Here is a 19802-nt window from a genome sequence, read left to right as displayed (position 1 = left end):
AACCGGTGGTGGGGCGGTGGTGGGACAGAGACTGTCGGAAACAGGACTATCGGCCCCGGGTACCCGAGTCGGAGGCCGGCCGCACCTAGTCCCACTCGGGAGTCCGATCCTCGAAGAATGCGTTCAACCCCTCGTCGAACGTTTCGGAGGCGCTGGTGCGTTTGATGGTGTCGCGTTCGCGTTCGAGATGCTGGTCGAGGTCGCCGAGGAGTGCGGTGTCCACCAGCTGTTTCGTCTGCGCGTGAACCTTGGTCGGCCCGGCCGTGACTGTCGTAGCGTACTCCGAGACCTTCGCTCTGAACTCCTCCGGCGTTCCGTCGTACACGACGTTGACGAGGCCGAGGTTCCGCGCTTCTTCGGCTCCGATCGGGCGCGGAGCGAACAGCAGTTCGCGGGCGCGGTACGGTCCGAGCGCCTGCGCGAGGAAGTACGGCGTCGCGTTGTCGGGAGCGAGACCGATGCGGGCGTACGCCGTGTCAAGAACGGCGTCCTCGTGCATGGCGACGAGGTCGCAGGCGAGTGCGAAGCCGAGTCCGCCGCCGGCGGCCGTTCCGCCGACGGCTGCGAGTACCGGACCCTCGAACGCGTGAAGCGCGCGGATGAATCGGTTCGACGCCGCGGCCATGCTATCGATGGCCGCCGGTCGCATCTCCCGCGGAGTCTCCCAGAACGACCGAAGGTTCGCGCCGACCGAGAACTCCTCTTCTCCGGTGAGGACGAGACCTCGGACGGTGCCGGAGACGGCGTCTACCGCCTCGGTCATCGCGTCGACCATCGACGGGGAGAACGCGTTGATCGGTTTGTCCCCCCGTTCCATCGTCAACCACGCCACGCGCGACTCGTTCTCCGCTTCGTAACACAGGCGCACGTGCTCGTGGTACCGTTCCCGCCGAGCGGTCATTCGGACCGCTCCCCGCTCATCTCTCCCGCCTGCGAGACGAGGGAGGGCGTTTCCGTGATTGTCGACGACAACGGCGCGTTAGGGTCATCCCGCTCGCGGTGTCGAATCATGATTTCGCATGTCCAGGCGTCTTGTTAGCTGTTCCGGCCGTCATCGGACCCCCAGATACGATTCCATGACCTCGCGGTCGCCGAGGAGGTCGGACGCCGGGGCTTCGTGGACGATTCGCCCCGTTTCGAGGACGTAGGCGCGATCTGCGAGTTCCAGCGCCATCTCGGCGTTCTGCTCGACGAGCAGAATCGTCGTTCCGTCCTCGTTGAGTTCCGTTATCGCGTCCACTACGTCCTCGACGATCTGCGGGGCGAGCCCCTCGGACGGTTCGTCGAGCATCAGGAGGTCGGGGGGCGGACCGACGACGGCGCGCGCGATGGCGAGCATCTGCTGTTCGCCGCCGCTCATTGTTCCGGCGCGTTGGTGTCGACGTTCGTCCAGTCGGGGGAACCGCTCGTAGACCTCCGCGATCGAGTCTGTTCTCTCGACGTTCGCTGCGAGATCGATGTTCTCTTCGACGGTGAGATTCGGGAAGACGCGGCGGTCCTCCGGCACCCAAGAAATACCTTCGCGCCGGACTTCGTGAGGCGCGAGCCCCTGGATCTCCGATCCGCGAAGGCGGACCGTCCCCGTCTTCGGCGGAGTCAGGTTCATGACGCTCCGGATCGTGGTCGTCTTCCCCGCCCCGTTGCGGCCGACGAGGGCCACGATCTCGCCCTCGGCGATGGTAAGCGAGACGTCGTGGAGAACGTGACTGGTGCCGTAGTACGTGTTGATGCAATCGACTTCGACGATCGCGGAACTCATACGGCACCTCCGCCGCCCAGGTAGGCGCGCTGCACGGCCTCGTTCTCCTGTATCGAATCGGGCGTGCCGGTCGCGAGCAGCGAGCCGCGGTTCATCACCGCAACGTTGTCGGCGGACTCCATCACGACCTCCATGTCGTGTTCGACGATGACGAGCGTGAGATCCGCGGCGAGGTCCTGGATCAGCTCCTTCGTTTCGGCCGTCTCTTCGGGGCTCATTCCGGCGGTCGGTTCGTCCATGAACAGCACGTCCGGGTCGGCCGCGAGTGCGATGCCGATTTCGAGGTGCCGCTGCTGGCCGTGCGAGAGCGTGCTCGCCACTTCGTCTGCGAGGTGTTCGAGACCCAGACGCCGGAGCACTCCGTACGCCGCTTCGGCGGGTTCACCCAGGTCCGCGTAGTGGGTGAGGAAGTCCCGCGGAGAGAACCCGGTGTGCCGCGCCTGCGCGGCGAGGCGTACGTTTTCGAGCGCCGTGAGCTTCGGGAAGAAATTCGTGATCTGATAGGAGCGGGCGACTCCCATCCGAACGATCTCGTGCGGCGGTTTGCCGTCTATCCGTTCGTCTCGCAGGAAGATGCGACCCGCCGTGGGCGCGTGTTTCCCGGTGAGGAGGTTGAACAGCGTGGTCTTTCCGGCCCCGTTGGGTCCGATGACCGCCGTCACCTCCCCCGCAGGAATCTCCAGCGAGAATCCGTCGACCGCTCGGATGGACCCGAAATCCTTGGTCACATCATCGAGCACGAGGAGTTGCTCGGCCATGGGATCCGTTCGCCGGTCTCGTATAAAAAATCTCACTTGTGTTAACTGAGTTAGTATGTTAATTCATGACACTCGTTTGCCGGACCATCACAATTTATATAATGGATTGCTCGGATGGCCATTGTATGGTTCGAGAAGCCATACCATCCGAGGGGGCTAGCGGCGGCCAGAATAGTCAACGAAACTACCATTATCGGCGGCGATTCCTCGCCGGGGTGGGGGCAGCGGGCTCGCTCGCGCTGGCCGGCTGTACGGATTCGCTTGGCGCCGGCGGGTCCAGCGCGGTCAAGGTCGGATTCGTCCTCCCCTTTTCGGGAACGTACTCGCTGCTCGGCGAGAGTATCGAGAACGGCTTTAAACTCCACGTCGACGACCTCGGGGGCGAGATCGACGGCACCGAAGTGGAGTACGTCAAGAAAGACACCGGAGCGGACACGAGTACCGGGGTCTCCATCACGAAGGAGTTCATCCAGAAAGAGCAGGTAGACTTCCTCGTCGGTCCCGTTTCGAGCGCCGTCGCCGCGGCGATGCTTCCGGAGGTGGAAAAACAGGCGAGCGCGCTGTGGCTCAACGCCAACTCGGGCAACTTCAAGCTCGTCGCCGAAGGCTGTAGCAAGTACCACTTCCGAACGGCCTTCAACTCGTGGCAGACGAGCGCCCCGCTCGCTCGGTTCGTGATGGACAACGTCGCGGACAACGTCTGCGTCTCCTACGCCGATTACGCGTTCGGACAGCAGTCGAAGACGTTCTTCAGCGAGGAGTTCGAGAAGGCCGGCGGGACCGTCGTCGACGAGGTCGCCGCCCCGCTCGGGACGTCGGACTACTCGTCGTTCCTGCAGGAGATCGAAAACAGCGGAGCGGACGCCGTCTACTCGTTCTTCGCCGGCGGCGACGCGGTGAACTACGTAAAGCAGTTCTCGGAGTTCGGCCTGAACGACAAGATGACCCAGACGGGGAGCGGATTTCTCCTCTCCGCCGACACGCTTCCGGCTCAGGGCGAAGCGGCGCTGGGGATGTACTCGCTTCTGCACTACACGCCGACAAAGCAGAGCGAACGGAACCAGGCGTTCGTCGAGGCGTACCGCGGTGCGCACGATACCGCGCCGAACGTCTACGCCTGCCAGGGTTACGACGCCGCTTTGGCCGCCGAGAAAGCCGTCACCGAGGCGGGCGGCACCGACGTCGAGCAGCTCGTGGACGCGCTCTCCGGGGCGAAGATCGACAGTCCGCGCGGGAACTTCCGGTTCAATCCGAAGACGAACGATCCGATTCACGATCTCGACGTCCGGAAGGTCGTCTCCGCCGACGGCGGCGTGACCAACGAGATCGTCGAAACGCTCGAGTCCGTCGAAGGACCCACCTGGAACTGCAGCCTCTAACATGGTCACGACTACCGCACTCGCGAAGGCGACGCTGCTCGGCGTCGAGATGGGAATGACGCTCATCCTCATCACGGTCGGACTGACGCTCATCTTCGGGATGATGGACGTTATCAACTTCGCCCACGGGTCGCTCTACATGCTCGGGGCGTACTTCGGGTTCGCACTGACGGCCCAGTCGGGGAATTTCTGGCTCGCACTTCTCGTCGTTCCGCTCGCGGTGGCCGTCGTCGGTGCCCTCATCGAGATCTTCGCGCTCCGACCGCTGTACGGCCGGAACCCGCTGTACCACATCCTTCTGACGTTCGGCCTCGCGATTATCATACAGGGGTTGGTCACGGACATCTGGGGCGGACAGGTTCGAAACATCTCCACGCCCGACGCGCTCTCGGGGGCGATCGATCTCGGATTGATCAGCTATCCGACGTACCGGGTGTTTCTGCTCGTCGTGAGCACCCTCATCGTCGTCGCGCTGTGGCTCGCCATCACGCGGTCGAACTTCGGCGTCCTGATGCGGGCCAGCGCCCACGACTCCGAGATGGTCGACGCGCTGGGCGTCGACGTGGCGAAAGTTTTCACGGCCGTGTTCGTCCTCGGCTCCGCGCTCGCGGGACTGGCGGGCGTACTGCTCGGCACCGCTCGCGCCGTCGACCCCTCGATGGGCGCGGCGGTCATCATCCAGGCGTTCGCAATCGTCGTCATCGGCGGGCTCGGAAGCTTTCGAGGGGCGGTCGTCGGCGCGCTCGTCGTGGGTCTGCTCAACGCCTACGGCCCGATGGTCGCCCCCTCGCTGACCGACACGCTGATCTTCGTACTCATGGCCGTCGTCCTGTTACTCAAACCCAGCGGGCTGTTCGGACAGCCGGAGGGCGTCTGATGGCTATCGAGGACGTTCTGGACCGTTACTCCGCCCGAACGGAAACGGAGGCGGAGGACGCGGCTATCATCGGGCGGACCGGTCGCCTCGCGCTCGTCGGCGTCGGCCTCGCGCTCGTCGCGTTCGCTCCCGTCGCCCAGGCGATTCAGCCGTTCTGGATGAATCTCCTCACGCTGGCGCTCATCTTCGCGCTGTTCGCGCTCAGCCTCGACTTCGTGTTCGGGTACGCCGGACTCCTGTCGTTCGGGCACGCCGCGATGTTCGGCGCCGGCGGCTACGCCGTCGCGCTCCTCCTCGAAAACGTGACGCGGAACGCGCTCGTCGTTCTCCCGATGGCGATCATCGCCGGCGTCGTCGTCGCGGCACTCATCGGCTGGCTGAGCGTGCGAGCCAAGGGGATCTACTTCGCGATGCTCACGCTCGCGTTCGCGCAGATGATCTACACGCTCGCGTTCAACGACATCCCCGCGACGGCGCTCGGCGTCGACCAGGTGACGGCGGGCGACAACGGTCTCGTCGGGATTCCGTCGTACGAGGTCGCCGGATTCGCCTTCGACTCCCTCGTGACCTACTACTTCCTCGCGCTTACCATCGTAGCGCTGTCGGTCGCCCTGGTTCTCCGGCTCGCGAACTCTCCGTTCGGCCGGGTGCTCGAAGGCATCCGCGAGAACGAAGATCGAATCGCGTTCGTCGGGTACAACGTCCGCCACTACAAGATCGTCGCGTTCGCGATAAGCGGCGGGTTCGCCGGCCTCGCGGGCGGTCTCTTCGTCCCGTTCCAGAGCACCGCGCACCCGGAGATGCTCCACTGGACGGTGAGCGGCGAACTCATCGTCATGACGTTGCTCGGCGGGATGGGGACGCTGTGGGGGCCGATGGTCGGCGCCGTGTTCGTCGTCTTCCTCGAAGACGCGCTTTCGAGCGTCGGGAACTGGGAGGTCGTCCTCGGTTTGATCTACGTGCTAGTCGTCATCTTTGCGCCGACGGGTATCGCGGGCGCCGTCACGTCGCTCAAGCGGAACCCCCGCGAAGCCGTCTCGAACGTTCCGGCGGCTCTCCGCGGCTACGTGGAGAACGTCCGGAAGTGAACCGCTTCGATCACCTGTAGACCGCGGCCCCCGTCTTTCGCTGACAACCGGTGCACCGTAGGCGCGGATTTATATGTCCTACCTGTGGATAGCCAACGTATGCCACGAGAGAAGCGCGCTTCGATGAGTGAAGCCATCGAGCGGATTCAACCCGGGGATTCGGTCGCGCTCGGCCTCGCGCTCGAACACGCGATCCCCTTCGCCGCCGGGCACGAGCTCATCCGACAGAACACGGACGAGTTGACCCTCATCGGGCCGATCAGCGACATCCTGTTCGACCAGCTCATCGGCGCAGGCCTCGTCGATCGCGTCCGCGCCGCGTGGGTCGGCAACGTCAGCGCCGGAACGGGCTACCGGTTCCGAGAGGCGGTCGAATCGGGGAGCCTCGCGGTCGAGAACCACTCCAACCTGAGCATCGCTCTCGCGCTGCAGGCCGGCGCGATGGGCGTCCCGTACCTCCCGACCCGCTCGCTGCTCGGAAGTGACGTGTTCGACGAAAGCGACCTGTTCGTCGAGGCCGAGGACCCCTTCTCCGGGGACCGGCTCGCCCTCGTTCCCGCGATCCGCCCGGATTGGACCGTCGTTCACGTCCAGCGGGCGAACGCGTACGGCGACGCCCACTTCTGGGGGAACGCGGGCGCGATGAACCCCGCCGTCGGGGCGGCGGAGAACGTCATCGTCGTCGCCGAGGAACTCGTCGACCCGGAGGTGATAAAGAGCGATCCGAGTCGGGTGGCGATCACCCGCGAGCAGGTCGCCGCCGTCGTCGAATGTCCCTACGGAGCGCACCCGTCGCCGCTGACCGGCCGCTACAACCGCGACAACGAGTACTACCTCCGATACCACCGCTCGACTGACACGCGGGCGGCCTTCGACGAGTGGGCCGACAAGTGGGTTCGCGGCGTCGACGGACGCGCGGGGTACCTCGACGTGCTCGGCGATCCGGGGAACCTCGACGTGTCCGAACCGACCGTCGCCGCGGAGGTGACCTATGGCCGGTGAGCGCGGCTACACGGATCGAGAGCTGATGGTGAGCGCCGCGGCGCGCGAGATCGAAGACGGCGACACGGCGTTCGTCGGCATGCGGCTGCCGCTTATCGCGTTTCAGGTCGCGGTGAGCACACACGCGCCGAACGCGATGGCGGTCTACGAGAGCGGCGTCGTCCGCGACGACCCCGCGGACGGGTTCCTGCACACGATGTGCGACCTCCCGAACCTCGATCGGGCGGTCTCGACGACGGGCATGCTCGACATCATGAGCCGCCTCCAGCGGGGCGACATCGACGTCGGGTTCCTCGGCGGCGCCGAGATCGACCGCCACGGCAATCTGAACACGACGCGTGTTCGCGCGGGCGACCGGGAGATTCGGTTACCGGGCAGCGGCGGCGCGTGCGACATCGCCTGCATGGCGAATCGAACCGTCATTCTGATGGCGCACGAATCGCGCCGGTTCGTAGAGAGGGTGCACTACAACACGAGCCCCGGCCACGGAACCGGCGGCGATTGGCGGGAGGCGAACGCGGTTCCCGGCGGCGGACCGGTCGCGTTAGTCACCTCGAAGGCGAGCTTCGGCTTCGACGCCGACGGGGAACTCTACCTCCGATCCGTCCATCCCGGCGTCACGGTCGACGAGATCCGTCCCGACTTTCCGTGGGAGCTCAAGACCGCGGAGGACGTCGGTATCGGCGAGGTGACGACGACGCCGGAACCGACCGAGGAAGTCCTGTCGCTCACACGCAGGTTCGATCCGGACGGGTTCTGGACGCAGTAGCGCCCGACCCTCGGAAAACGAGGCCTCACCGCAAAATATATCATGGTAAACCAGGATGGTACAAGCAGACATGCAAGAGTCTATCCCACAGGGATACCTCCCGGAGGCAGACGAGAGTCCGGATTTTAGTTACCCGCTGCCCGAGCTCCACTACTCGCGGGAACTAAACGTCACGGAGGAGCTGGTGGACAGACACGTTTCGGAGGGGCGCGGGGACAACGTCGCCGTCCGCTTCGAGGACCGTGAAATCACCTACGCCGAGTTACGCGAGCGGGTGAACCGACTCGGAAACGCCCTGCTCGACCTGGGCGTCGAACCGGGCGATCGCGTCCTCGTTCGGTTCTCCAACCGACCGGAGGCCGTCGTCTCCTGTCTCGCGGTCCAGAAGATCGGTGCCGTCGCGCTCCCGTCGATGAAACTGCTCCGCGCGAAGGAGCTGACCTACATCGTAAACGACGCCGAGGCGACGGTCGCCATCGTCTACGACAAACTCCTCGAGGAGCTCGACGCCGCGCTCCCCGACCTCGACACGCTCGAAAACGTCGTCGTCGTCGACCGGACGGCCGTCTCCCACGATCACCGCGACTTCGACGAACTGGTCGAGGCGGCCTCGGCCGACCTCGACCCGTACGAGACGGAACGGGACGACCTCGCGCTCATGCTCTACACGAGCGGGACGACCGGCCGGCCGAAAGGGACGTTTCACACGCACCGTCAGCTTCTGGCGACCGCCGACAGCTACGCGCGGTACTGCCTCGATCCGACGGAGGACGACGTCTTCGGTGGGAACCCGCCGCTGCCGTTCGCCTACGGGTACGGCGGCCTCGTGACGTTCCCGCTCCGGTTCGGGGCCGCGACGAGTCTCGTCGAGGACGCGACCCCGCAGACGCTGCTCGAAGCGATCGAGGACCACGGCATCACGATCTTCTGTTCAATTCCGACGGCGTACAACCAGATTCTGGCGAACCACCCCGACGGCCCCGAGGAGTACGACGTGAGTTCGCTCCGGCTCGGGATGAGCGCGGGCGAACCGCTGACGCCGACGACGTACGAGCGCTTCCGAGAGCAGTACGGCATCAAGCTCCTCGACGGCATCGGGACGACGGAGATGCTCCACATCTTCATCAGTCACCGGCGGACGGACGAGGTCGATCCGAGCGCGACCGGTTACCCCGTTCCCGGCTACGAGTGCAAGATCGTCGATCCGGACACCCGCGAGGAAGTCTCCCGGGGGACGCCTGGGCTGCTGGCCGTGCGCGGACCGACCGGGATGACCTACTGGAACCGACCGGACAAACAGGGGGAAGTCGTCGTCGACGGATGGTGCCTCCCCGGAGACATCTTCGTCCAGCGGGAGGACGGCCGGTTCGAGTACAAGTCCCGCCGCGACGACCTCATCATTTCGAGCGGGTACAACATTCCGGGTCCAGAGGTCGAAGCGGTGCTCGAAGGCCACGACGCCGTCGCCGAAGTGGCGGTCGTCGGGAGTCCGGACGAGGAGCGCGGGCAGATCGTCAAGGCGTTTGTCGTACCGACGCCCGAGTTCTCGCCCGACTCCGCGCTCGTCGAAGCGCTCCAAAACGAGGTAAAGAACACGCTCGCGCCGTACAAGTACCCCCGCGAGATCGAGTTCGTCGACGAACTTCCGCGGACGGAGACCGGGAAGATCCAGCGAGTGAAACTTCGAGAACGAGAGCGGAAGCGGGTCGACCGGGCCGTATAACGGGTCGAGAGCGGATTCGATCGTTCTGTTTCTCCGACCGAGAGCCGACATCGTACGCAACGAACGGTGAGGTTCGCGGATCGGTCGGGCGCTGCGCCGCCGCGGTCGCCCCGGGCTTGCACGCGCCCGCGGGGGTTTACGTCCCGAGTGCACCGACGACGGACCGCGTCAGCCGACGATCGCGCCGGATCGCCCTTCGCCGACTTCTGCCGCGAACGGCTCGCTGTCGTTCCCACGAGTAGTTCCGTCGCTCGGGTCTCTCCCGTATCGTAGCGACCGGGAGCGCCGCATCGCGTCCCCAATCCGCCGTAAACAGCTCTCGATAACAGGACTGTTTTCGCTCGCGGTACACCGGTTGGATCCGAGCGTTACCCGTCGTGACGGGGACTCGCGGTTTGGTTCGCTCTATCGTGAGGCGAGTTAGCACTCCCAGACTGTTTTCGACGTGACGGAGGTGGTCGGAGCGATCCCGTTACAGACATAGGCATGTGAGTATACGAGAACAGTATACGGAGTTCGTAAACAGCGCGTCCCGACCGGTACCGAAGAGCTACCGTCGCAGATCGAAAGATGCCCGTGACACAGCAAGCGGCGTTGGGAGACGGAGAGAAAACGGTCGACGGAAAAGATGCGCCTTACGGGCCGGTGTTGGTCTCGATCTTCAGGTCCGACAGCGGCTTCGCGATACAGGTAAGCACGTAGCCTTCCGCGCGCTCGCCGTCCGAGAGAAACATTCCCTCGGTCTGGTCGACCTCGCCCTCGATTATCAGCCCGGAGCAGACGCCGCAGACGCCCATCCGACACTGGTAGGAGAGGTCGAGGCCCGACTCCTCGGCCGCCTCCAGAATGGGGGTGTCCTCCGGCACCTCTATGGTGAGCCCCTCGTCGACGAATTCCACCTCGTACGTTTCGACCATGGTCAGCGGAGGCGCTTCTCGTAGACGTGCTCGACGGGCCTGCACCCGAGGGCGGTGTAGATCTCGGCGGCCGTCTCGTCGCCTTCGATGGTGGTGATGCGGTAGAAGTCGACCTCGCGGGGCGGACTCGCGAACCACTCTTCGGCGGCTTCGAGGAGGGCGCTGCCGACGCCCTGGTCCCGGTACGCTTCGTCGACGAAGTGACCGTGGACGTGGCCGTGATTCTCGAGGCGGAAGATCGGGTGGTTGCCCATGACGCGGGCTTCGATCACGCCGACGAGCGTTCCCTCGCGCTCGGCGACGAAGACGACCCCGTACTTCGATTCGAGGAGCTGGTTTTCGAAGTACTTCAGCCAGCGCTCGTCGGCGGTTTCCTTGTGTCGGTACCGGTTGTCGTATTCGGAGAGATGCGTGGTGAACCCGTGCCAGAGGTCGAGCAGCGCGTCCCCGTCCTCCGGACGTGCCTGTCTCACTGTGAATTCCATGTATGGTGGTCGAACACCTGCGATAAATATGTTGTCCCGGTCGGTGACCGTGCGTCGGTGACCGCGACTTCAGCGCCACGGCGCACCGTACCCGGACGACGATAATAGATCCCCGTCGAGGAAGACCCGAACTATCACAGTCGAACGGGAGAAAACGCTATTAGGTATGAGTCGTAACCTCACGGGCGAGGAAGCACCTATGGTTAGCGAACAGCAGTTCAAGGCGGAACTGCAAAACGGACGGATGATCGAATCGGTCGACGAGATGACGGACGGCTACCTCGACGCGCTGAAGACGATTCTCACGGTGTCGGGCGACACCGAACTCATGAGCGCCCCCGCGTACTACGACCAGTCGCTGAACGCGCCGAGCCTGAACGCCCGCACCTCCTGCGTGAGCGTCATCCAGGACGAACTCGGGCACGGGCACATCGCCTACCGGCTCCTCGAAGATCTCGGAGTGGACCGCGAGGAGCTCATCTACGGCCGAGAACCCCACGAGTGGCGGAACACGTACGGCTTCGACCAGCCGATCGAGAACTTCGCCGAACTCGTCACGGCCCACGGGTTGTTCGACCGCGCGGGGATCGTCCTCCTCGGCGACATCCACGAGAACACCTCCTACGCGCCGTGGAAGCGCGCCCTGACGAAGGTGAGCAAGGAAGAGCAGTTCCACCTGCGACACGGCGAAACCTGGATGCGCCGCCTCGCACGGAAGAACGACAAGACGAGGCGGAAGCTGCAGGAGGCGGTCGACTGGATGTTCCCGATCGCCATCGAGTGGTTCGGCCTCCCCGACGACAAGAAGCGCCACGACGACCAGCTGGAGTACCGCATCAAGGGCATGTCGAACGACGAACTGCGCCAGGCCTGGATGGACAGCACCGTTCCGCTCTGTGACGAGCTCGGCATCGACATTCCGGCTCACTACGACGAGGAGAGCGAGGAGTACGTCCTCGAATACGACCTCCCGGTGGCGTACGACGAGGAGAACAAGGAGTGGCTCTTCGACGAGCCGATCTCGTGGTCGGACGTCATCGACCGCTGGCGGAGTCGCGGGCCGGCGAACGAGAAGTACGTGAACATGATCCAGTCCGGGAAGGTGGAACCGGCGGCATGAGCGCGAACATGACGCCCGTCGACGCCGGGGAACCCGGGTTCGACCGATCCGAGGGAAACGCGGCGTTCGAAGAGGAGCTGTGGGCGCTCCTCGACGAGATCCCCGACCCCCACATCCCGGTCAGCCTCGTCGAGATGGGGATGATATACGACGTCCGCGACGAGGACGGCGACGTCACCGTCGAAATGACGTTCCCCTGCATGGGGTGTCCCGCGTACGATTTCATCCAGGACGACGTCAGAAGCATGCTCCGTCCCGTCCCCGGCGTCGAATCAGTAACCATCGATATCGTCTGGGATCCGGTCTGGTCGAAGGACAGGCTCACTCCCGAGGTCCGCGAGAAGATGCGCGAAGCGGGGATCAGCCTATGAAGTACGAGGTGTTCGCCCGACTCAATCCGGGCGACGAGATTCTGCACATCGGTCGGGTGAAGGCGGACAGCGACGCGCTGGCGAAGTCCTACGCGCGGACGACGTTCGACGAGGAGAGCTGGGATTACATGGCGGTCGTCGCGCGGGAGCACCTGCTCGAGGTGACGGGCGAACGGACGGCTCCGTCGCCGGAGGTGAGCCCGTGAGCGAGTGGCCCGCCGAGGCAGTGGACTACGTGCAGGCTATCGCCGACACGAAACTCCTGCTGTCGCACCGGTACGCGGAGTGGATGCTCACCGGCCCGTCGCTGGAGGACGACATCGGCGGCGCGAGCACCGCGCAGGACGAAGCGGGTCACGTCCGCCAGCTGTTCCGCCTCTTGGAACAGCAGGGCCGGGACGGGGAGTGGCTCGAAGGCGATCGCGCCCCCGAGGAGTTCCGCAACGCCGCGACGCTCGACGCGACGCGCGACAGCTGGGTCGAGCACCTCGTCGCCGTCGCGACGGCCGATCGAGCCGCGTGGTACATGCTCGACTCGATCGCGTCCGACGACTTCCGCGGCCTCGCGCGGAAGATCGGCGAGGACGAGTACTTCCACCTGGAGTACCACGACGCCCGTCTGGCGACGCTCGCCGACGATCGCCCCGAGGAGTTACAGGGGGCGTTCGAGGACGCGCTGCCGAAGGCGTTGGCGTTCGTCGGCCCCGAGAGCTACGACGCCGATTCGGACCCGGTCGTTCGGTCCGGCTTCGCCGATCGCTCGGCCGCCGACCTCCGGGACGCGCTGGTCGCCCATTACGCTCGGCTCTTCGACGGGACGTCCGTGTCCCTCGACGGCGTCGACCGCGACGGCCCGACGCAGGACGAGTGGGACGAGGCGCGCCGCCGGGTCGGCGACGGCGCGATCGACCAGTCCGTCGTCGACGCCCTCACCGGCGTCAGGAACGAGGAGTTCGCCGCCGAATGAAGGCGATTGACGAACAGTCGCCGGACGAAACGCCGGGGGATGGAACGCCGACCGACGGACATCCGCCGGATGGATCCACGGCTGACGGGCCACCGATCGACGAACGCCCGCCGACGGAGGCCGCCGAGACCGACAGGCCGGCGTGCCCCTTCTGCGACTCGCGGGACGTCGAGCGGGTGTCGGCGTTCGGTTCGGAGATCTCGAAGAGCCAGTACTACTGCGAGAGCTGCCACACGGTGTTCGAGCGCCTCAAGTACGACGGGAAGCGCCCGGACACCGGCCGCGAGGACTAGGGGGCGAGTTTCCGGAAGTCCCACGACACCTCGGTCTCCGGGCGGAGGGCGATTTTCACCCGCTCGTGTCCGCCCGCGTCGGGAACGGATTTGACCGTCCCGAAGAGGGCGCGCTCGATCTCCATTTCCGTCTCGCGGTCGGCCACGACGCGCGCGTCGCCCCGCCACATGACGCCGCGGTGCTTCGAGTAGTCGTCGGCGCCGGCGTCGACAACCGCGGAGGCTTTTCCCGTCTCCCGCACGTTCCGCGTCTTGATCGAATCCTCGTCGGTTTCGAAACAGAGGTCGCCGTCGACCTCGGCGAAGGCGACCGGAACGACGTGCGGCACGCCGTCGCCGTCGACGCTTGCGAACCGCATCACCGGGGCGTCGTCGAGGAGCCGTCGGCGTTCGCGATCCGAGAGTGCGATCTTGCCGTAGTTGCGCGGCATGGCTAGGGATCAGAACGCGCCGAATTGAATGTTGCCCCATGAAAACTTATATATGGACACACGGTGACGCACTGCATGCATGGAGTCGTTTAGCGACCTCGAGCTAGAGAACTTTACGACCAGCATGGACGGCCACGTTGGGATCCTTCGAATCGACCGGCCGCCGGCGAACGCACACGACCTCGATATGATAATCGAGCTCCAGTCGGCGGTCGAAAGCGTCCGGTTCGACGAGGACGTGCGCGTCGCGGTCCTCGCCAGTGAGAACGAGACGTTCTTCTCGTCCGGATACGATATTCAGGCCCTCCAGGAAGAGACGGGCCGGCACATCGGCAAGGCGAGCCAGACGAGCAAGGAGACGATCATGAAGATGCGGACGACGGACACGCTCTTCATCGCCGCCGTCGACGGCCACTGCATGGGCGGCGGACTGGAATTCGCGCTCGCCTGTGACTTCCGGTTCATCGGCGACGATCCGGACTACAACGTCGGGGTTCCCGAAGTGAAACTCGGTCTCATCCCCGGCGAAGCGGGGACCCAACTCCTCCCCCGGTACATCGGCCGGTCGAAGGCGCTGAAGATGATGGTCACCGGCGAGACGCTGGACCCCGAGGAGGCGCACGAGATTGGGCTCTTCGACGAACTCCACCCCCCCGAGGAGGTCGAGGGGAAGGCGCTGGAGTTCGCCCACCAGATCGCAGAGCTGCCGAACCGCGCCGTCGGGTTCGACAAACTCGCCGTCAACGAGGGGATGGAACTGCCGCTGTGGGACGCCCTGGCCCACGAACGCGAACTGCAAAACCAGCTCTTCGAGACGCCCGGCGCCGAGGAAGGGATCTCCGCGTTCCTCGAGAAGCGCGAGCCCGACTTCGTCGCCGCCGAGCTCGGCGAGAAGACGGTCGAGGGGCCCGCTACTGACGACTGACGACTAACGAACCGCCCGGCAGCCGGTATCTCGAATGTGGTCTGTGAGCGGCGAAAGTCGGCGGTGAACGGATCAAGCCGGGTCCGGACTCAGAGGTCGAGTACGGACCGAGCGACGGTCGTCTTTTGTATCTCCGTCGTCCCGCCGATGATGCTCAGAATCTTCGCATCGCGGTAGTAGCGTTCGAGCGGCAGGTCTTTCCGGTAGCCCTTGCCGCCGTGTACCTGTACGGCGTTGCGCGTTACGAACTCCGCGGCGTCACTCGCGGCGAACTTCGCCTTGCTCGACGCTCGCGTGTCCCCCTCCCCGTCGGCGATCGCTGCCGCGGAGTCGAACACGAGATGCCGGGCGGCGTCGAGGCGGGTGTCCATCTCCGCGACGAGAACCTGGACGGCCTGGTAGTTCCCGACGGCCCGTCCGCCCTGTTCCCGTTCGCCGGCGTACTCGACCGAGCGGTCGAACGCCGCCCGCGCGATGCCGGTTCCGATCGCACCCAGCCCGGTGCGAGCCATGTCGATGGTGCCCATCGCGATGCGGAACCCCTGCCCGACGTCGCCGAGCAGGGCCTCGCGCGGAACGGACACCTCGTCGAACGTGGTGTCGCCCGTGACATGTCCCCGCATCCCCATGAACGCCGCGCGCTCGAAGCTGAGCCCCTCCGCGCCTTCGACGCCGGGAACGAGAAACGCGCTCACGCCGTGGGAATCATCCGGGGCGGGGCGGACGCGCGCGACGACGAGGTGGACGTCGGCGACTCCCGCGTTGGTGCCGAACGACTTCTCGCCCGAGATGACGTACTCTTGGCCCCGCGCTTCGGCGACGGTTTCGAGTTGAGACGGCGAACTCCCCGCGCCCGGTTCCGTCAGCAGCATCGCCCCGATCCTCTCGCCCGCGGCCATCCCGCGCAAGTGCGCCTCGCGCTGTTCGTCCGTTCCGTACCGGGCGATCGGGAGCGCGGCGAAGGTATGTCCCTGAATGCTCTCGGCGACGGCCCCACTCTCGCGCGCCACCTCCTCGATGGCGAGGCAGTACGAGAGAAAGTCCGAATCGACGCCCCCGTACTCCGTCGGCAGGAGGATTCCCAGGAGATCGTACTCGGCGGCGGCCTCCATCACGTCGCGCGGGAACTCGTCGGTCGCTTCGATCTCGGCGGCTCGCGGCGCGACGACCTCGGCTGCGAACGATGCGGCTCGATCGCGTATCTCCCGGTTCTCGGGAGACAGCGCGTTCTCTATCAGGCCCATGTGATGGACAATCACAGCGACCCTGATAAATGCTCGTGCTCCGCTCGGGGTCCGAGAGGCCACTGAAGGGACGATAGACGCAACCGGAGACGAGGAGGCGGTGCGGCCGGAGGGTCGCGGCAGCGCGCTCACCCGCGTTCTGCCCTATGATTTTTTAGCCCCTGTCCCCGTTGTGAGAGTATGACAGAGGCGTATGTCGTCGGAGCGGGCCAGTCGCCGTTCGGCTCGTTTCCCGACGAGAGCTACCGGTCGCTGTTCGAAACGGCGTTCGAACGCGCGCTCGACAGCGTCGACGGAGGGTTCGAGCGAGAGCGGATCGAAGAGGCGTTCGTCGGTACCCTCGGCGTCGGGGGGCGACAGCTCGGGCTGAGCGGACCGGCGGTGACCGAACACGTCGGGTTGCACGGGATACCGACGACGCGCGTCGAGAACGCGTGCTCGGCGAGCGGTTTCGCCTTCAGAAACGCGGTGACCGCCGTCCGCGCCGGTCTCGCGGACGTCGTTCTCGCCGGCGGGTACGAAATCATGACCGACACCGGTTCGGATCACACGAAGTGGTGGCTCGGGGTGAGCGGCGAGACCGAGTGGGAGCGCCTCTCGGGGACGACCTTCGCCGGCGTCTACGCCCAGATGGCGAGCGCACACATGGACGAGTACGGAACGACGGCGGAGGACCTCTCCCGCGTCGCCGTGAAGAATCACCGCAACGGTGCCCGGAACCCGAACGCCCAGCTCGGCTTCGAGTGCACGCTCGAGGACGCGACGTCGGCGCCGACCGTCGCCGACCCGCTCACCCTCTATCACTGCTGTCCGACGACCGACGGCGCGAGCGCCGTCCTCGTGGCGAGCGAAGAGGTCGCCCGCGAGGTGACCGACAGACCGGTTCGGGTCGCCGGGATGGGCGCGTCGAGCGACCGGGTGGGACTGTTCCAGCGCGGCACGCTCACGGGTATTCCCGCCAGCCGCCGCGCCGCCGAGCGCGCGTACGACGAGGCGGGCATCGAACCCGGGGACGTGGACTTCGCCGAGGTCCACGACTGCTTCGCGATCGCCGAGATCGTGGCCTACGAGGACCTCGGGTTCTGCGAACGGGGCGAGGGGGGACAGCTTCTCCGGGACGGCGTGACCGATCCCGACGGGGCCCTCCCGGTCAACACCAGCGGCGGCCTCAAATCGAAGGGCCACCCCATCGGGGCGACCGGGACCGGGCAGATAGTCGAGGCGTTCGAGCAACTCCGCGGCGGAGCGCACACGCAGGTCGAGAATCCGCGGTACGGGCTCGCCCACAACGTCGGCGGAAGCGGGGGGAGCGCGACGGTCCACGTCTTCGAGCGCTCGGCGGAGGGATCCGCGTGAGGGGTATCGAAGCCGCCGGCGTCTGCATTCCGCGCCTTCGGATCTCCGCCGACGCGGTGGCGGACGCGTGGGGGCGGTTCTCGGGGACCGGAATCGAGGAGAAGGCGGTCCCGACCGCGGACGAGGACGCGCTGACGCTGGGAATCGCGGCGGCCGAGGCCGCGATGGCCGAAGGCGGCGTCGATCCGCGCGACGTCTCGCTCGTGAGCTTCGCCACGACGACGCCCCCGTTGGAAGAGGAGGCGCTCGCCCCTCGGCTCGTCCGCGCGCTCGGGCTCTCGGAGTCCGTTTCGGTCCGCACGCACGCGCAGAGCACCCTCTCGGGGGCGCAGGCGCTCTCCGCCTGCCTCTCCGCGACCTCACCCGCGCTGGCTGTCGCGTCGGACCTGCCGCGGGGTGACCCGGCCGGCGCGGATCACCCCTTCGGCGCCGGCGCGGCGGCGTTTCTCGTCACAGACTCGGCCGCCGTCACCCACCTGGATTCGGCCACGTACGTCGACGAGTTCCCCGGGGTCCGCTATCGGGAGCGGGGGGACGACGAAGTCGCGGGGCTCGGCGCGACAGCGTACGAGCGCGACGCGGTTCGGACCAGCGTGATCGAGGCCGTCAATCGCCTCGATGCGGACGTCTCGAACGTCCACGCCGCCGCGATTCACCAGCCCGATACTCGGACGCCGACGCGTGCGACTCGCGGGCTACCGCTGGACACCGAACCGTTGCGTCGCGGGACCGTGGTCGATCGAGTGGGCGACGCCGGCGCGGCGGGCGTCCCGCTCGGACTGCTCTCGGGGCTCGCGTCGGCGCGGGGAGACGATCGAACGCTCGCGGTTTTCTTCGGGAGCGGCGGGGGCGCGACCGCGATGCTCTTCGAGGGGAGCGCGGACGCCGGACTCGACGATCAGCTCGACCGCGGCGAGCGGATAGCGTATCCGGCGTACCTCCGGCAGCGCGGCTACGTCGGCGGAGCCGAGGTGGCCGGCGGCGGAGCGCACGTCAGCCTCCCGTCGTGGCGGCGCTCGCTCGACCAGCGCTACCGGCTCGTCGCCGGAACGTGCCCCCGGTGCGGGTCGCTCGCGTTTCCCCCGGAAGGCGTCTGCCCGGAGTGCCATCGAAACGTCGATTTCGACCGGGTGGAACTCCCGCGCGTCGGACGAGTTCGAGCGGTGACCGTGATCGGTCAGGGCGGCGCGCCGCCCGAGTTCACCGACCAGCAGCGGCGCGACGGCGCGTACGGCGTCGCTATCGTCGAACTCTCGACCGACGACGGATCGGCGACGCTCCCGGCGCAGCTCACCGACGTAGATCCGGAAACGGTGGCGGTCGGCGACGAGGTGCGAGCGGTGATACGGAGGATCTACGAACAGGAGGGGATTCCGCGGTACGGCGTCAAGTTCACGCCGACCGGAACGTGAGGTCGTCCGGGTCGCCGCGATCCGTCGGGGCGAAGGCGACCGGGTCGTCGGATGCGCGGTCGACGTGGCCGGTCGCTTCGAGGTGCGACAGGTGGGCGGCCGCCTCGCCGGCGCCCATTTTGACGTGAATACCGCGCAGCTCTCCGAAACACCGCGTCGCAACGTCCCACGGCGTACTCGGCCCCCGCTCTTCGACGATCGCGTAGATTCGCCGGCGGCGCTCCGCGTGGTGCGAGCGGATTTCGTCGATGCGCGCCGCGAGCGCCACCTCCGAACCATGACCCGGACGCGCCGTCTCGGGGCGAGAGCGGAGCCTGTCGAGCGTTCGGAGGTAGGTGTCGAGCGGGTTTTCGACGCGCGTGTCGCTTCCTCCGACGTTCGGCGTGTAGGCCGGGAGCACGGCGTCGCCGACGTAGAGCGCGCCGTCGGCGGCGAACGCGGCATGGCCGAGCGTGTGACCGGGGGCGTGGAGGCACTCGACTCCGGCAACCCGGTCGCCGTCCGTCAGCGGTCGAACCGGAAACTGCGCCGGCAGCGGCGAGGGCTCGTCCCCCGCTCGCACCGTCCGGACGGCTTCCTCGGGAACCCCCCACTCGGTCAACCGCCTCGCGTCGCGCTCGACTCGCCGCGCGCGCTCCCGGGCGTAGTCGGCGACCAGGGGGGCGTCGCCTCGGTGCAAGTAGAGGGCCGCGTCGGCGCGGTCGGATAGCCGCGTGGCGAGTCCGGCGTGGTCGACGTGCCAGTGAGTCACGAAGACCGCCGAAACCGCCGAAATCGGGAGGCCGGCGTCGGCGAGTCCGTCGACGAGCCGCTCCCACGAAGCGTCGCCCGGCGGACCGGGGTCGATCACGACGCCGCGCTCCGGAAGGGCGTACGCGCTGTTCGTCCCTTCGGGGCTGCCGTCGCTCACCGTGATTCGTCGCACG

General features: G+C 66.5%; 22 protein-coding genes. 14 read left to right on the top strand and 8 right to left on the bottom strand.

The annotated features are described in order from the left end of the window. Positions 1-85: 85 nt before the first annotated feature. The 3 genes from CNO20_RS14230 to CNO20_RS14220 form a co-directional block, all read right to left on the bottom strand. Complete coding sequence (locus CNO20_RS14230; protein WP_101296802.1) at positions 86-901, bottom strand: enoyl-CoA hydratase/isomerase family protein; 816 nt, start codon at positions 899-901, stop codon at positions 86-88. A 150-nt stretch (positions 902-1051) separates the two neighbouring features. Further along, entirely contained in the window at positions 1052-1759 is a 708-nt protein-coding gene (locus CNO20_RS14225; RefSeq protein ID WP_101296801.1) for an ABC transporter ATP-binding protein, read from the bottom strand. Beyond that, the gene (locus tag CNO20_RS14220; RefSeq protein WP_101296800.1) at positions 1756-2517 is read right to left on the bottom strand and encodes an ABC transporter ATP-binding protein; all 762 of its coding nucleotides are present in this window, start codon (positions 2515-2517) and stop codon (positions 1756-1758) included. Before CNO20_RS14220 ends, CNO20_RS14225 begins: the two co-directional genes overlap by 4 nt. Positions 2518-2732: 215 nt before the next feature. Here CNO20_RS14220 and CNO20_RS14215 point away from each other — a divergent pair, with 215 nt between their 5' ends. The 6 genes from CNO20_RS14215 to CNO20_RS14190 all read left to right on the top strand — a co-directional run bounded on the left by CNO20_RS14215 (position 2733) and on the right by CNO20_RS14190 (position 9355). Beyond that, entirely contained in the window at positions 2733-3896 is a 1164-nt protein-coding gene (locus tag CNO20_RS14215; protein ID WP_233204209.1) for an ABC transporter substrate-binding protein, read from the top strand. Between the two features lies 1 nt (position 3897). Then, positions 3898-4773, top strand: coding sequence for a branched-chain amino acid ABC transporter permease (locus tag CNO20_RS14210; protein ID WP_101296798.1), 876 nt, complete (start codon positions 3898-3900; stop codon positions 4771-4773). After that, complete coding sequence (locus tag CNO20_RS14205; protein WP_101296797.1) at positions 4773-5861, top strand: branched-chain amino acid ABC transporter permease; 1089 nt, start codon at positions 4773-4775, stop codon at positions 5859-5861. The genes CNO20_RS14210 and CNO20_RS14205 overlap by 1 nt, the downstream gene beginning before the upstream one ends. 99 nt (positions 5862-5960) lie before the next feature. After that, entirely contained in the window at positions 5961-6863 is a 903-nt protein-coding gene (locus CNO20_RS14200) for a CoA transferase subunit A (protein WP_233204208.1), read from the top strand. Further along, on the top strand, positions 6853-7632 hold the full coding sequence (locus CNO20_RS14195) for a CoA-transferase subunit beta (RefSeq protein WP_101296795.1): 780 nt from the start codon (positions 6853-6855) through the stop codon (positions 7630-7632). Before CNO20_RS14200 ends, CNO20_RS14195 begins: the two co-directional genes overlap by 11 nt. 70 nt (positions 7633-7702) lie before the next feature. Beyond that, complete coding sequence (locus CNO20_RS14190; RefSeq protein ID WP_101296794.1) at positions 7703-9355, top strand: acetate--CoA ligase; 1653 nt, start codon at positions 7703-7705, stop codon at positions 9353-9355. Between the two features lie 635 nt (positions 9356-9990). Here the strand turns inward: CNO20_RS14190 and CNO20_RS14185 are convergent. Continuing rightward, on the bottom strand, positions 9991-10272 hold the full coding sequence (locus tag CNO20_RS14185; protein WP_101296793.1) for a 2Fe-2S iron-sulfur cluster-binding protein: 282 nt from the start codon (positions 10270-10272) through the stop codon (positions 9991-9993). A 2-nt stretch (positions 10273-10274) separates the two neighbouring features. Continuing rightward, positions 10275-10757, bottom strand: a complete 483-nt coding sequence (locus CNO20_RS14180; RefSeq protein ID WP_101296792.1) for a GNAT family N-acetyltransferase — start codon at positions 10755-10757, stop codon at positions 10275-10277. 199 nt (positions 10758-10956) lie between these two features. On the opposite strand from CNO20_RS14180, the gene CNO20_RS14175 reads away from it, so the two are divergent. The 5 genes from CNO20_RS14175 to CNO20_RS14155 are packed head-to-tail and all read left to right on the top strand — an operon-like array spanning position 10957 to position 13508. Further along, positions 10957-11877, top strand: coding sequence for a Phenylacetic acid catabolic protein (locus CNO20_RS14175; protein WP_101296791.1), 921 nt, complete (start codon positions 10957-10959; stop codon positions 11875-11877). Further along, the gene (locus CNO20_RS14170; protein ID WP_101296790.1) at positions 11874-12248 is read left to right on the top strand and encodes a metal-sulfur cluster assembly factor; all 375 of its coding nucleotides are present in this window, start codon (positions 11874-11876) and stop codon (positions 12246-12248) included. Before CNO20_RS14175 ends, CNO20_RS14170 begins: the two co-directional genes overlap by 4 nt. Continuing rightward, a complete protein-coding gene (locus CNO20_RS14165) occupies positions 12245-12454 on the top strand; it encodes a phenylacetic acid degradation PaaB family protein (protein WP_101296789.1) in 210 nt (69 codons plus the stop codon). Before CNO20_RS14170 ends, CNO20_RS14165 begins: the two co-directional genes overlap by 4 nt. Further along, on the top strand, positions 12451-13215 hold the full coding sequence (locus tag CNO20_RS14160; protein WP_101296788.1) for a Phenylacetic acid catabolic protein: 765 nt from the start codon (positions 12451-12453) through the stop codon (positions 13213-13215). Before CNO20_RS14165 ends, CNO20_RS14160 begins: the two co-directional genes overlap by 4 nt. Further along, entirely contained in the window at positions 13212-13508 is a 297-nt protein-coding gene (locus CNO20_RS14155) for a PaaD-like zinc ribbon domain-containing protein (RefSeq protein WP_233204207.1), read from the top strand. The genes CNO20_RS14160 and CNO20_RS14155 overlap by 4 nt, the downstream gene beginning before the upstream one ends. Here the strand turns inward: CNO20_RS14155 and CNO20_RS14150 are convergent. Continuing rightward, entirely contained in the window at positions 13505-13939 is a 435-nt protein-coding gene (locus CNO20_RS14150) for a pyridoxamine 5'-phosphate oxidase family protein (RefSeq protein ID WP_101296787.1), read from the bottom strand. The genes CNO20_RS14155 and CNO20_RS14150 overlap by 4 nt on opposite strands. A gap of 79 nt (positions 13940-14018) precedes the next feature. Between CNO20_RS14150 and CNO20_RS14145 the strand changes: the two genes are divergently transcribed. Continuing rightward, complete coding sequence (locus tag CNO20_RS14145; protein WP_101296786.1) at positions 14019-14864, top strand: enoyl-CoA hydratase/isomerase family protein; 846 nt, start codon at positions 14019-14021, stop codon at positions 14862-14864. Positions 14865-14953: 89 nt separating this feature from the next. Here the strand turns inward: CNO20_RS14145 and CNO20_RS14140 are convergent, their stop codons facing one another. Beyond that, complete coding sequence (locus CNO20_RS14140; protein ID WP_101296785.1) at positions 14954-16108, bottom strand: acyl-CoA dehydrogenase family protein; 1155 nt, start codon at positions 16106-16108, stop codon at positions 14954-14956. Positions 16109-16288: 180 nt separating this feature from the next. Here CNO20_RS14140 and CNO20_RS14135 point away from each other — a divergent pair, with 180 nt between their 5' ends. Continuing rightward, positions 16289-17464: a thiolase domain-containing protein gene (locus tag CNO20_RS14135; protein ID WP_101296784.1), complete on the top strand. Its 1176-nt coding sequence runs from the start codon at positions 16289-16291 to the stop codon at positions 17462-17464. Further along, positions 17461-18876, top strand: a complete 1416-nt coding sequence (locus tag CNO20_RS14130; RefSeq protein WP_101296783.1) for a zinc ribbon domain-containing protein — start codon at positions 17461-17463, stop codon at positions 18874-18876. The genes CNO20_RS14135 and CNO20_RS14130 overlap by 4 nt, the downstream gene beginning before the upstream one ends. Here the strand turns inward: CNO20_RS14130 and CNO20_RS14125 are convergent. Continuing rightward, complete coding sequence (locus CNO20_RS14125; protein WP_233204206.1) at positions 18857-19801, bottom strand: MBL fold metallo-hydrolase; 945 nt, start codon at positions 19799-19801, stop codon at positions 18857-18859. The two genes, CNO20_RS14130 and CNO20_RS14125, sit on opposite strands and share 20 nt — an antisense overlap. Between the last annotated feature and the right edge of the window lies 1 nt (position 19802).

This window comes from Halegenticoccus soli (genome assembly GCF_002844195.1).
Lineage (GTDB): Archaea > Halobacteriota > Halobacteria > Halobacteriales > Haloferacaceae > Halegenticoccus > Halegenticoccus soli.
The sequence above is the reverse complement of the archived record's forward strand: the minus strand, read 5'-3'. Positions and strand labels throughout refer to the sequence as shown.